Origin of the sequence: Limnohabitans sp. JirII-29, from assembly GCF_003063395.1 — a bacterium.
In the GTDB taxonomy this organism is placed as follows: domain Bacteria; phylum Pseudomonadota; class Gammaproteobacteria; order Burkholderiales; family Burkholderiaceae_C; genus Limnohabitans.
Genome location: NZ_NESB01000001.1, coordinates 52,363 through 65,116, shown reverse-complemented (window position 1 = coordinate 65,116; position 12,754 = coordinate 52,363). Strand labels below are relative to the sequence as shown.

Annotated in this window: 8 protein-coding genes; 2 read left to right on the top strand and 6 right to left on the bottom strand. The window is 55.2% G+C overall.

Annotated elements, in window-relative coordinates; translation table 11 throughout:
• Nucleotides 1-92 precede the first annotated feature (92 nt).
• The gene (locus B9Z39_RS00310) at nucleotides 93-1,064 is read left to right on the top strand and encodes a homoserine kinase (RefSeq protein ID WP_108300346.1); all 972 of its coding nucleotides are present in this window, start codon (nucleotides 93-95) and stop codon (nucleotides 1,062-1,064) included.
• Between the two features lie 2 nt (nucleotides 1,065-1,066).
• On the top strand, nucleotides 1,067-1,843 hold the full coding sequence (locus B9Z39_RS00305; RefSeq protein WP_108300345.1) for a BPSS1780 family membrane protein: 777 nt from the start codon (nucleotides 1,067-1,069) through the stop codon (nucleotides 1,841-1,843).
• A 9-nt stretch (nucleotides 1,844-1,852) separates the two neighbouring features.
• Here the strand turns inward: B9Z39_RS00305 and B9Z39_RS00300 are convergent, their stop codons facing one another.
• Genes B9Z39_RS00300 through B9Z39_RS00275 form a run of 6 tightly spaced genes read right to left on the bottom strand, consistent with a single transcriptional unit; the run spans nucleotide 1,853 to nucleotide 12,577 of the window.
• Nucleotides 1,853-4,216: a UvrD-helicase domain-containing protein gene (locus B9Z39_RS00300; RefSeq protein ID WP_108300344.1), complete on the bottom strand. Its 2,364-nt coding sequence runs from the start codon at nucleotides 4,214-4,216 to the stop codon at nucleotides 1,853-1,855.
• Between the two features lie 36 nt (nucleotides 4,217-4,252).
• A complete protein-coding gene (locus tag B9Z39_RS00295) occupies nucleotides 4,253-5,860 on the bottom strand; it encodes a type I restriction-modification system subunit M (RefSeq protein WP_108300343.1) in 1,608 nt (535 codons plus the stop codon).
• On the bottom strand, nucleotides 5,857-6,939 hold the full coding sequence (locus tag B9Z39_RS00290; RefSeq protein WP_108300342.1) for a YhcG family protein: 1,083 nt from the start codon (nucleotides 6,937-6,939) through the stop codon (nucleotides 5,857-5,859). The genes B9Z39_RS00295 and B9Z39_RS00290 overlap by 4 nt, the downstream gene beginning before the upstream one ends.
• Nucleotides 6,940-6,973: 34 nt before the next feature.
• A complete protein-coding gene (locus B9Z39_RS00285) occupies nucleotides 6,974-8,215 on the bottom strand; it encodes an AAA family ATPase (RefSeq protein WP_108300341.1) in 1,242 nt (413 codons plus the stop codon).
• Nucleotides 8,212-9,522, bottom strand: coding sequence for a restriction endonuclease subunit S (locus tag B9Z39_RS00280; protein WP_108300340.1), 1,311 nt, complete (start codon nucleotides 9,520-9,522; stop codon nucleotides 8,212-8,214). The genes B9Z39_RS00285 and B9Z39_RS00280 overlap by 4 nt, the downstream gene beginning before the upstream one ends.
• Entirely contained in the window at nucleotides 9,512-12,577 is a 3,066-nt protein-coding gene (locus B9Z39_RS00275) for a type I restriction endonuclease subunit R (RefSeq protein WP_108300339.1), read from the bottom strand. The genes B9Z39_RS00280 and B9Z39_RS00275 overlap by 11 nt, the downstream gene beginning before the upstream one ends.
• Between the last annotated feature and the right edge of the window lie 177 nt (nucleotides 12,578-12,754).

Sequence of the window (12,754 nt, the reverse complement as noted above, 5' to 3'; positions counted from 1 at the left end):
TTGTGCCGTGCCCATGGCCTGTTGTTGGCGTCCAGCGGGGGCCCGCAAGGGCGACCACTACAATTCAGATACTTTTCATCCCCCAACCCGTCATGGCTGTTTTCACCGAAGTTTCCGAGTCCACCGCGCAAGATCTGCTGACACAACTCAAGCTGGGTGAATTGGTCGAACTCAAGGGCATCCAAGGCGGGATTGAAAACACCAATTACTTCCTCACCAGCAGCGAAGGCGCTTATGTGCTGACCCTGTTTGAGAGACTCACCCACGCGCAACTGCCCTTCTATCTGTACCTGATGAAGCATTTGGCTGAGCGTGGCATTCCGGTGCCAGACCCGGTGTCTGACCGCCACGGCGACATCTTGCTCACCGTGCAAGGCAAGCCTGCCGCCGTGGTGAACCGTTTGCGCGGCAAAAGCGAGCTGGCACCCACCCCCATCCACTGTGCGGCAGTGGGCGACATGCTGGCACGCATGCACCTGGCAGGGCGCGACTTTGCGCGTGAGCAACCCAATTTGCGTGGGCTGGACTGGTGGGCGCAGACCGTGCCTGTGGTGTTGCCGTTTTTAGATGCCTCACAGTCCACCTTGATTCAATCGGAATTGGCCTACCAGCACCACGTGGCGGCTTCATCGGCTTACACCGCGCTGCCCCGTGGCCCGGTGCATGCCGACTTGTTCCGCGACAACGTGATGTTTGATGGCCCCCTCGATACGCCCGAATTGACCGGCTTTTTTGATTTTTATTTCGCAGGTGTGGACACCTGGTTGTTTGACTTGGCTGTGTGCATCAACGATTGGTGCATTGACCATGACGCGTCAACAGATGGCCGCCACAACCCCGAAAAAATGCAAGCCCTGGTCAAGGCCTACCAAGCCGTGCGCCCACTGACTGCCGCAGAGCGCCAGCTGTTCAACGCCACCTTGCGTGCCGGTGCTTTGCGGTTTTGGGTCTCACGCTTGTGGGACTTCCATTTGCCGCGTGAAGCCAGCTTGTTGCAGGCCCACGACCCCAGCCACTTCGAGCACGTGTTGCGCGAACGCGTGACCCAACCGGTACACCTGTGACCATGAAACTCCATGTTGTTCCTGCACGCACCGGCGCCCTTTGGGTACGTCAAGGCATTCGCACTTTCTGGAAACAGCCCATCGCGTTGAGCGGCTTGTTTTTCATGTTCATGGCGCTGATGTCGGTGTCATCGCTGGTGCCCGTAATAGGGAGCTTTTTTGCACTCATGCTGCTGCCTGCCGCTTCTTTGGGGCTCATGGCGGCCACGCGTGAGGTGGATTTGGGTAAGTTCCCCATGCCAATGATTTTGGCCAGTGGGTTTCGCGCGGGCAAAGAACGCAAGCGTGACATGCTGGTGCTGGGGCTGCTTTATGCGCTGGGCTTCATAGGCGTGATGGGCTTGTCCATGCTGGTCGATGGCGGTGACTTTGCCAAGCTCTACCTGGTCGGTGGCGCGCTGGACAAGGAAACGTTGATGACGCCGGAGTTTCAAAACGCCATGTGGTTATCGATGTTGTTGTACCTGCCTTTGTCGGCTGTGTTCTGGCATGCGCCAGCCTTGGTGCATTGGCATGGCGTGCCGGCTATCAAGAGTTTGTTTTTCAGCACCGTGGCCTGTTTGAGCAACTGGCGTGCGTTTTTGGTGTTCGGCCTGTTGTGGTCGTTTATTTTTCTGCTCACGGCGTTGGTGATCACGCTGATTTCCAGCTTCACGGGCGACAGCGAATTTGCTTCGCTGGCTTTGCTGCCCGTCATGCTGATGTTGGCCGCGATGTTTTTTTGCTCGACCTACTACAGCTTTCGCGACAGCTTCGTGTCCGACGTGATTTACGCCTGAGTGTGACGCTCACACCTGGGTGAGTTTGGCCACACTGAGCGCCAGCCACTTGATGCCATGGCGACCAAACTTCACCTGGGCGCGGGCGTCATCTCCCACCCCTTCCAAGCTGATCACCGTGCCCTCACCGAACTTGGTGTGAAACACCTGCACGCCGCTGCGCACCCAGGCATTGGGGCCACTGGTGGGTGCCGCGCGTTGCACCACGGGTGCCGCGGCCGTGGCAGAGCCACCACCCCAGGGGTTGTTTTGCCATGCGGGGTTTTGCCAAGCATCGCGCCGTGAGGTTTGCGGATCGGCAAAGGCCGAGCGTGCGGGCGTGATCCATTTCAGGGTGTGTTCAGGCAACTCTTCAAAGAATCGGCTCTTGATGTTGTAGCGGGTTTGGCCATGCAGCATGCGGGTTTGCGAATGGCTGAGGTACAAGCGCCGACGTGCGCGTGTGATGGCCACGTACATCAGGCGGCGCTCTTCCTCTAGCCCGTCGTAGTCGTTCATCGAGTTTTCATGGGGGAACAGGCCCTCTTCCATGCCGGTGATGAACACGCAGTCAAACTCCAAACCTTTGGAGGCGTGCACCGTCATCAACTGCACCGCGTCTTGCCCCGCCTGGGCTTGGTTGTCGCCAGACTCCAGCGCGGCATGGGTCAAGAATGCCGCCAGAGGGGACATGGTTTCACCCGTGTCGGGGTTGATCATTTGGCCATCCACCGGCAAAGCCACGGCCTCGCGGCCAAAGCCTTCTTGGGTCACAAAGCTCTCCGCCGCGTTGACCAGTTCGGCCAAGTTCTCCAGACGGTCTGCGCCTTCACGCTCGGCCTTGTAATGCTCGGTCAAGCCGGAGTGGTCCAACAGCAACTCAATGATTTGGCGCAGCGTTTGGCCCTGGGTCTGCTCACGCAGCACATCGATCTTGGCTACAAACGCGCTCAGGTTGGCACCGGCTTTGCCGGAGACCGCGCTCACCGCGTCATGCATGGCGCAGCCCATGGCACGCGCAGCGTCTTGCAACTGTTCGATGCTGCGTGCCCCAATGCCACGCGGCGGGAAATTGACCACCCGCATGAAGCTGGTGTCATCACGCGGGTTCTCCAACAGTCGCAAATAGGCCAAGGCGTGTTTGATTTCGGCACGCTCAAAAAAGCGCAAGCCACCATACACCCGGTACGGCATGGCCGCATTGAACAGCGCGGTTTCAATCACCCGGCTTTGCGCGTTGCTGCGGTAGAGCACCGCAATTTCGTGGCGATGCGCCACGCCTTGGCTGCCATCGCCGTTTTGGCCATCGCGCAGCAATTGCTTCATCTCATCGACCATCCACTGAGCTTCGGCAAAGTCGGTGGGGGACTCGTACACGCGCACCGGCTCACCCGCGCCTTGGGTGGTGTGCAGGTTTTTACCCAAGCGGCTTTTGTTGTGGCTGATCAGGTGGTTGGCACTGTCCAAGATGTTGCTGAAGCTGCGGTAGTTTTGCTCCAGCTTGATCTGGTGCTGCACCTGGTATTCGCGCACAAAGTCGGCCATGTTGCCCACGCGTGCGCCACGGAAGGCGTAAATGCTTTGGTCGTCGTCCCCCACTGCAAAGATGGCCCCGCCGCCCTGCCCCACAGGCCCGGCAAGTTGTTTGATCCAGGCGTATTGCAGCTTGTTGGTGTCTTGAAACTCGTCAATCAGGATGTGCTGAAAGCGACGACGGTAGTGTTCACGCACCGCATCGTTGTCGCGCAGCAGCTCGTAGGAACGCAGCATCAGCTCACCAAAATCGACCACGCCTTCGCGTTGGCACTGGGCTTCGTACAGCTCGTACAGCTCCACTTTTTTGCGGGTTTCCTCGTCGCGCACTTCCACATCTTTGGCGCGTAAGCCGTCTTCTTTACAGCCCGCAATGAACCACATGGTTTGCTTCGGGGGAAAGCGCTCTTCGTCGACATTGAATTGTTTGCTCAGGCGCTTGATGGCGCTGAGTTGGTCCTGCGTGTCCAAGATTTGAAACGTCTGCGGCAAGTTGGCCAGTTTCCAGTGCGCGCGCAAAAAGCGGTTGCACAAACCGTGGAAGGTGCCCACCCACATGCCACGCACATTGACGGGCAGCATGGAGGTCAAACGGGTCAGCATTTCTTTGGCGGCCTTGTTGGTGAAGGTCACCGCCAACACACCGCCGGGAGACATTTGCCCGGTTTGCAACAACCAGGCAATGCGGGTGGTAAGCACCCGCGTCTTGCCCGAGCCAGCACCGGCCAAGATCAGCGCATGTTCAGGCGGCAAGGTGACCGCTGCCGCCTGTTCTTGGTTGAGGCCTTGCAGCAAGGGGGATGTGCTGCCAGCAGCGGTTTGGGATGGGGCAAAGGCGTCAAGCCCGGTAGAGAAGTGCATTGGGGAATTGTAGAAAGCCCCGGAGGTGCTGCCCGATCAAGGCAAAAGACTCAAACCCAGCTCTTTCAAAAAAGCGTTGTGCTTGTCTTTGGCGGCCTTGATATCCGCTTCAATGCTGACCAACTGCTGGTGTGTGGCCGACAAATCAATCTCGGCGTCTGCCATCGCTGTACTGATGTAGCGCGAGATGTTGAGGTTGAAATCGTTCTTCTCAATCTCAGCCATCTCGACCCTGCGTGAGTAACGCGCCTCTTCATGGCGGTTCTTGTAGGTGTCGATGATTTTGGCAATGTGCGCTTCGCTCAACTGGTTTTGGCGCTTGCCTTTGTCAAAGTGTTCTGCCGCGTTGATGAACAACACATCGTCTGGCTTCTTGCACTTTTTGAGCACCAAGATGCACACCGGAATGCCAGTGGAATAAAACAGGTTGGACGGTAGGCCAATCACCGTATCAATGTGCCCGTCTTTGAGCAGCTTGGTGCGAATGCGCTCTTCGGCCCCGCCACGGAACAACACGCCGTGCGGCAAGATGATGGCCATCACACCCTCGTCTTTGAGGAAGTGAAAACCGTGCAGCAAAAAGGCAAAGTCTGCTGCTGACTTTGGGGCCAAACCGTGGTTTTTAAACCGCACATCGTCGGCCATGGCCTCGCTGGCGTCCCAGCGCAGGCTGAACGGCGGGTTGGCCACGATGGCGTCGAACAATGGTTTCTTGGCGGGGTTCAGCTCGCGCAGCTTGTCCCATTCGTTGGTGAGTGTGTCACCGTGGAAGATTTCAAACTCGGTGTCTTTCACCCCGTGCAGCAGCATATTCATGCGTGCCAAGTTGTAGGTGGTGACGTTTTTTTCTTGGCCGTAAATCTTGCCAATGCCGTGCGGCCCCATGCGCTTACGCACATTCAGCAACAGCGAGCCAGAGCCACAGGCAAAGTCCATCACGCTCTCCAGCCGCTGCTTGGCACCGGTCTTGGGCTCTTGGCTGTCCAGCGTGACGATGGTGGACAAGATGTCTGAAATTTGCTGCGGCGTATAAAACTCGCCCGCCTTCTTGCCCGACCCTGCGGCGAACTGGCCAATCAGGTATTCATAGGCATCGCCCAGCGCGTCAATGTCGGTCGAAAAATCAGCCAAGCCTTCGGCAATTTTTTGAATGACGGTGCACAGCACGGCATTGCGCTCGCTGTAGCCCTTGCCCAATTTGGATGAGCCCAAATCAATCTCAGAGAACAGGCCTGCAAACGTGCTCTCGAACGATTCGTTTTCGATGTACTTGAAACCCGCTTGCAGCGTGTTTAGCAGCTCACCGTCTTGCGTGCGCGCCATATGGGCCACACTGCTCCACAAGTGCTGAGGCTGAATGACGTAATGCACCTTGCGGCGCATCTGCTTTTCAAACGCGGGCACATCTGCTGCGTTGGCGGCATACCAAACCGCCAGTGGCACTTGCTTGGCCTCAGCATCTACCTTGGGGTAATCAGCGCCCAGCTCTTTTTGGGCGGCAGCTTCGTAGTTGTCAGACAGGTAGCGCAAGAAAAGAAACGACAGCATGTAGTCGCGAAAGTCGTCTGCGTCCATCGAGCCGCGCAGCTGGTCGGCAATGGCCCAGAGCGTCTTGCCCAATTGTTTTTGGTTTTGTTCGGTCATGGGGTGTCGTCTTCAATGCTCAAATTTTTATGTTCTTCAATGGCTTGGCGGTCGCGTTGCAACTCTAGGCGCAGCTCTTCCTCACTGGGCAATATCAGGCGATATTTGCTGGCAAACAATTGCTCGCTGCCGTTGAGCACCGAGTAACGTGCCACCGATTGGTCTTTGCTGCCACACAGCAAAATGCCCACCGTGGGGTTGTCGCCTTCACCTCGGCGCAGCTCGTCGTACATGCGCACATACATGTCCATCTGCCCCACGTCTTGGTGCGTCAGCGGCCCGGTTTTCAGGTCGATCAGCACAAAGCATTTGAGCAGGTAGTTGTAAAACACCAAGTCGATGTAGAAGTCTTGAGTTTCGGTGCTGATGCGCTGCTGGCGGGCCACAAACGCAAAGCCCTTGCCCAGCTCCATCAAAAACTGCTGTAGCTTGTCCATCAACGCTGTTTCGAGCGTGGCCTCTAGCAAGCGCCCCGTGTCGGGCAGGCCCAAAAACTCCAGCATCACCGGGTCGCGCACAAAAGCCCTGGGGGATTCATCCAGTGCAGCCAAGTTGGCCTGCGCTTCGGCGTTTACGGCCGCTTTGTCTTGGCTCAGCAGCAGACGGTCGTAATGCAGGCTGCCAATTTGGCGCTCCAATGCCCGTGTGCTCCAGTTTTGGGTGGCCGCCTCATTCACGTACCACTGGCGGGCCTCTGGGCTATCCACCCGCAGCAGGAGGCGGTAGTGCGTCCAGCTCAATTCGCGACGCACTGCGTCGCGAATTGGAAAAGCCAGGTAAAAGCCCCGCATATGGCGCAAATTGGTGGCATCAAACCCGCGCCCAAACTCGACGGACAGCGCCTGCCCCAGCTGCACCAGCAAGCCACGCCCATAGGCTGCCCGCTGTGCTCCGCCTTGTTCAAACTCAACAATGTGCTGCCCAATGTGCCAGTAGGTTTGCACCTGCACCACGTCCACCGCACGCAGCACTTGCTGGCGTGATTTGGCAATAAGTTGGCGCAGGCTGCCCAGCAAAGGGGTAATGCCTTCGGCTTGGTGGACTGGGGCCTTAGATGGCATCTGGTTTTTAGGGGGCATCAGTGTCCCTTTATGAGCGTTGAGCTTGAGAACATCATGCAGGCACGACTCCGTTGGCATCTTTAGACGTACGCCCAAAAATCTCTGGCAAAGAGAACTCGTAGCGGCCTAAAAAAGCATTCAAGATCTGGCGGAATAGCTTCTTGTTGTCATCCACCATTTCCATGGGTTGGTAAATGTCGTATTTGCCGTGGCTCAGCAAATTGAGCGCACGAGCAAACAACTCGGAATCCTCAAGGCCATGAATGCAGGCTGAAAAATCATCCCGCCCAAAGAATGTGGCTGTCTTCTCCAAAATACTGCGCAAGATGTTGAAGTGAAAGGTGAACAACTTATCGCTGTCTGCGGCCTTTTGAAGTTCCGCCAACATGGCCACGTGGTGAAAAAACGGCGTCTCGTCTGTAGCTCGCAAGGTGTAGGCCGTGCCTCGATCGGGACGATGCAAAAAGTACTTTTTGTGTTTATCGATCTTCAGCTCATTGCACACCACATTGAAAAACAGCGCGTGGTGAGACGAAACCACCGCCTTGATGGGGTCGGCCATCTGTTGTATGACGACTGTCTCTTTTCCTTCAGAGAACTCCGTCCCAGTCACAACGTTTTTGAGGCGTCCTTTGGCTTTTCTAAGCAACTTGGCCAGATCGCTAGCCACGGCAATGGCGTTGTTGTCGTCCAATGAGGTAATCGGGTCATCAATGTAGATGTACTGCACCCATTCATAAGACTCCGCACCGTCAATCACCCGTTCGCAGATGGCTAGAAAGATGCACCAGATGAAAATGTTCTCTTCACCACGAGACACCTTGATGTGCTGTGCATCGCCTTTGCGAAAACTCACAGTCCATTGGTCGTAGTCGATGTCAAACAAAAAGTCTGCGTAACGCGCAAGGTAGAACCCGATGCGCTCATCCAGCGCCAAGTCTTTGAGACCCTTGAAAAACTTGGAGTCAGCATTGATATGAAACCGACGCTCGCTATCCTTCTCTAGGTCGTTATCCCAATAAAAAAGGTCTTCGGTAAAAGCATTGAAATACAGCGTATCGCCCAATGCATCCTTGATGGTGAGAGGCTGGTCAACCGCATCATTCACATCGAATGGGCGCGTTCTCGTTTTTTTTCCAGCATCCTTGAAGTCCATCGACAACCGCGTTTTACCCGTGCCGTTGTAGGCATAGAGCAGCACAAAGTCTTGATTGCCGCCATTCAAGTCATCACGCAAACGAGTGACCAGTTTTTGCAAGCTCTCGAAGCTTTGAACTTTCTGATTGCCGCTCATGCTTCAAACGCCTGCGCCGAGGGGAAAAGCTGCTGCATCAAACCTTTTTTGTGGGTCTTGAGAACGTCGAGTTCTCGGGTGGCGGCGGTGATGAGGGCATCGAGGCTGCTCAGGCACGAGCCGATGCGTTGTTGTTCAGCTTTGTCTCCAGGATACGAAAACTGAAGTCCCTGAATAAGCCCTTGGCTCAAGTTTTCTTGCCCACCACTGTTGCTTAAACCCCGCAGTTCTTCGTAGCGACTGGCCAGATTCAAAAAAACGAAAAGCGGATCAATTTCGTCCCGTGGCAGGATTGCGGCGCATGCTTGATTTGTCGCAGCTTTGATCCCAAGCATTGCGACCTGACCGCGCGTCTTTCCTTGGCCATACATTGCCATCAAAATCGTCTTTTCTGGAAAGACCTTCGCCGATGAATTCTTCAGTCCCTCATCACTGATAAATTCGTCTGCGTACATGATGACGCTGGAGCCAACCAATGACGTCGTGATCCAAGGTACGTTCCCATTCCAAAATTCCCCTTTGGTGCGGTCTGGAGTCCCGCCAGATGAAGTGTCAAAGAGGTTTCCCAACGCATCGGAACTCCACCCCTCAGCGTTTTGAAATTCAGGAAACCGCAGCCGTGGTTGGGTTTCGCCTTCGCGGGGGAAGAGTTGCTGCATCAGCCCTTTTTTGTGAGTCTTGAGCGCATCCACTTTGCGCCCTTGCGCGACGATCAGTTCGTCCAAGGAGCTTAGGCATTCGGCGATTTTTTGTTGCTCCCCTTTTGTCGGGAGCAACATTGGCAAATTCTTTAGTTCGTCTAAACCTATTCGTTTACGCGTAGAGCCAGTTGCAGTTTTTTCTACAGTTGCGCGAAACCGAGGGGAGTTAATGAGTGAGTACACAAAGTACTTTGCATGTATTTTTTCATTAACTACAAGCCGAATGCCGTCTGAGCACATGACATACCTGTCGTGCAAATTTGGAATCAAACAAGCGCGTCCAACTGGATCACCCATCTTCGACATGATGATTTCGCCAGGGTAAATATTGTTACTCCGCAGCTCATCGGCTTTTCCGACTGTTGTAAAGATGCGGTAGTCGTCAAAGAATTCGCCATCACCAATATTTTGTAACTGAATGATCCGCACACCAGTCTCAACATAGTCTGAAGATTTCAGGTTAGAACCAAAAGGACCACCAATAAAACTCCATTTAATTGAGCGATCGGCAGTGTCAATTAACTTGCCCTTTACCCATGCATCAGCTTCCAAAAACTCAGGAAAGCGAAGCATAGGCACCTGCGTCTTTTTCTCTTCAGTGCTCATACGCGCTCAATCCAGAAATCTCACGCCCTTGGGCGCGTTTGGTCAGCAGTGGCCCCAGCTCTTTCATCAGCGCCGTCTCCGCCTGTGCGCGGGCTTTCCAGCCCAGCTCCAGCGGGGCCATTAGGTCGGTCAAGGCGTCGGCATCCAAAATCATGCGCTGCAAGATGCCGTCCACAAAGGCTTGCAGTGCGGCGGGGGCCAAGTTGTGTTGTTCGGCCATGGCACTCAGTTCTGCACTGTCTTTTTCTTTTTTGAAGCGGGCGTAGCCATCGCGGATAGAGGCCTCGCTCAAGCCCTCGCCCACCTTGAGGGTGGCAATGTAGGCCGCAATGTCATCGCGCTCGTTCATGAACTTGGCGTCGGCGCTGATGAGGCCAATCAGCTCTTCACGGCTCATCTTCTGCTTGCCCGGCGCTTGGCTAGAGAAGCGCGACATGAGGCCCACGATATAGTCGTAGTCAATGACGGCGCTGGCAAACAATACAAACTCAAAGTCGAGCTGGTCCACCTCGTCGGTGGTGTTGCCACCTTCGTCTTTGCCTGCTTTATCTTGCAGCGCTTTGAGGCGTTGCGCGGTTTCGATGTACGCGCCCCTGAAGCCTTGCTGCACTTCGCTGGGCAATATCTGCTCAATGGCAGCAGCGTTGTCTGGGGTGAGGTCGGTGTATTGATCCAGCTGGGTTTTGAGGCGCTGCACTTCTTTGAATTTCTTCACAAAAGCGGTGCGGGCATCGTCACCCTTGAGGTTGGGCACCGCCTCGGGGGCGCAGGCCAAGCCTTGTGTTTGCATGAAGTCGGCCAGCTCTTGCACGGCAGCTTGCAGCTTCTCGATGACGACAGGCGCTTTGTCGACCAGCCAAATTTCGCGGGCTTTTTCTTCGCTCTTTTCGCCAGAGAACAAAGCAATGGCGGCATCGACCGCGTCTTTTTGTGAACGAAAGTCGAGGATGTTGCCGTAGGGCTTGGTGCCGTTGAGCACGCGGTTGGTGCGCGAGAAGGCCTGTATCAAGCCGTGGTGCTTGAGGTTTTTGTCCACATACAGGGTGTTGAGGTATTTGCTGTCAAAGCCGGTCAGCAGCATGTCCACCACTATTGTGATGTCAATCTTATTGGCGGCTGGGTAGTCGGCGTTGGGCCACTGCTGATCTTTGATGCGCTTTTGAACGTCTTGGTAATACAGGTCGAACTCGTTGATGGTGTGGTTCGTGCCATACCGCGTGTTGTAGTCGGCCAAGATGGCTTTGAGTGCGGCTTTTTTGTTGTCGGGGTCTACCTGGTTGTCAAGCTTCTCTTGCGGTAAGTCTTCTTGAATTTGCTGCACGTCGGGATTGCCTTCGGCGGGCGGTGAAAACACACAGGCAATGTTCAGCGGGACAAAGGCAGGATCAGCCTTTTGCTTGGCTGCTTGTGCCTCTTTAAACAGTGCGTGGTACTCAATGGCGTCGTTGATGCTGGCGGTGGCCAGCACGGCGTTAAAGCGGCGGCCTGCGGTGGCGGTGTCGTGCTTGGCCAAGATGGCATCAATCACAGCTTTCTTAGCCAAGGCCTCGCCAGGCTTGGGCACACTTTTACCTTCGGGCTTGAAGTAGTCCACATGAAAGCGCAGCACGTTGGCGTCTTCAATGGCGTGGGTGATGGTGTAGGCGTGTAGCTGCTTTTGAAAGATATCTTCAGTCGTGCGCAGGCTGGCTTGCTCGTCTTCAATCTGCGTGCGGCTGGCGTTGTCTTCAAAAATGGGCGTGCCGGTAAAGCCAAACAACTGAGCCTTGGGAAAGAAGGCTTTGATGGCTTTGTGGTTCTCGCCAAACTGCGAGCGGTGGCATTCGTCGAAGATGAAGACGATGCGTTTGTCTTGCAGCGGCGCGAGCTGTTCTTTGTAGGTGGCTTGGCCGCTGTTGGTGCGTTGCTTATTGCGCTTGCTGTTTTCATCCAATGCTAGGCCTAGCTTTTGGATGGTGGTGACGATCACCTTGTCGGCATAGTCGTCAGACAGCAGGCGACGCACCAGACTGGCGGTGTTGGTGTTTTCTTCAACGCAGTTTTCTTGGAAGCGGTTGAACTCTTCGCGGGTTTGACGGTCCAAGTCTTTGCGGTCCACCACAAAGAGACATTTCTCAACGTCGGGGTTGTCTTTGAGCAGCGTAGAGGCTTTGAACGAGGTGAGCGTTTTGCCGCTGCCCGTGGTGTGCCAGATGTAGCCATTGCCAGAGTTGTCGTGAATGCAGTCCACGATGGCTTTGACGGCGTACACCTGATAGGGCCGCATCATCAACAACTTTTGTTCACTGGCCACCAGCACCATGTAGCGGCTGATGGTTTCGCCCAGCGTGCATTTGGGCAAGAACTTCTCGGCGAAGTCATCGAGGTGGTTGATCTTGGTGTTGGCTTCGTCGGCGAACTGGTAGATGGGCAAGAAGCGCTCGTCTGCATTGAACGCAAAGTGGCGCGTGTTGTTGTTGGCGAAGTAATAGGTGTTGCTGCGGTTGCTAACGATGAACAACTGCAAGAAGCACAACAAGGTTTTGCCGTAGCCGTTGCCCGGATCGTTTTTGTAGTCAACGATTTGCTCCATAGCGCGGCGCGGGTTGACGGTGAGCGTTTTTAGCTCCACCTGAACGCAAGGCACGCCGTTGATGAGGATGAGCACGTCGTAACGGTGGTGGCTGTAGTCGGTGTTGATGCGCAGCTGGTTGACCACCTCAAAGGTGTTTTTGCACCAGTCTTTGATGTTGACCAAGGTGTAGTTGAGCGGCGTGCCGTCGTCGCGCGTAAATGCATTGCGCTCGCGCAGGGTGCGGGCGGCGGTGAACACGTCAGGGGTAACGATGTCTTCTAACAAGCGGGCGAATTCGCCATCGCTGAGGTTGACGCGGTTCAACGCTTCAAATTTTTCACGAAAGTTGCGCTCCAGCGCTGCGCGGTCACGGATGTCGCGGCGGTATTCGTATTTGAGCGATTGAAGCTTGCCAATGAAACCGTCTTCAATGTGCTCTTCTCTCACGGCATGGCGCGTAGAGCCTGATGATGAGCCGTAGGTGAAGTTAGACGAAGTCATGTGGATGAGGCGAAATTTATTATTTTCAAAGGTCAAATCTTAAGCGCTAATACGGCCAAAGACCGCCGTGGTAGCCACTCGCCGTGGGCGTGTATACAAGCTGCTAAAATCAGCCACCGGGCCCAAGATTCTTGCGCTCGGTTTTTTTTGGACTGCCCTTGTGCGTCAGAAAAGCCG

What these genes read in the sequence shown, in the direction of transcription:
- B9Z39_RS00295 (WP_108300343.1), bottom strand. Translation starts at nt 5,860, where the DNA reads ATGACCGAACAAAACCAAAAACAATTGGGCAAGACGCTCTGGGCCATT.
- B9Z39_RS00275 (WP_108300339.1), bottom strand. Translation starts at nt 12,577, where the DNA reads ATGACTTCGTCTAACTTCACCTACGGCTCATCATCAGGCTCTACGCGC.
- B9Z39_RS00300 (WP_108300344.1), bottom strand. Translation starts at nt 4,216, where the DNA reads ATGCACTTCTCTACCGGGCTTGACGCCTTTGCCCCATCCCAAACCGCT.
- B9Z39_RS00285 (WP_108300341.1), bottom strand. Translation starts at nt 8,215, where the DNA reads ATGAGCGGCAATCAGAAAGTTCAAAGCTTCGAGAGCTTGCAAAAACTG.
- B9Z39_RS00290 (WP_108300342.1), bottom strand. Translation starts at nt 6,939, where the DNA reads ATGCCCCCTAAAAACCAGATGCCATCTAAGGCCCCAGTCCACCAAGCC.
- B9Z39_RS00280 (WP_108300340.1), bottom strand. Translation starts at nt 9,522, where the DNA reads ATGAGCACTGAAGAGAAAAAGACGCAGGTGCCTATGCTTCGCTTTCCT.
- B9Z39_RS00310 (WP_108300346.1), top strand. Translation starts at nt 93, where the DNA reads ATGGCTGTTTTCACCGAAGTTTCCGAGTCCACCGCGCAAGATCTGCTG.
- B9Z39_RS00305 (WP_108300345.1), top strand. Translation starts at nt 1,067, where the DNA reads ATGAAACTCCATGTTGTTCCTGCACGCACCGGCGCCCTTTGGGTACGT.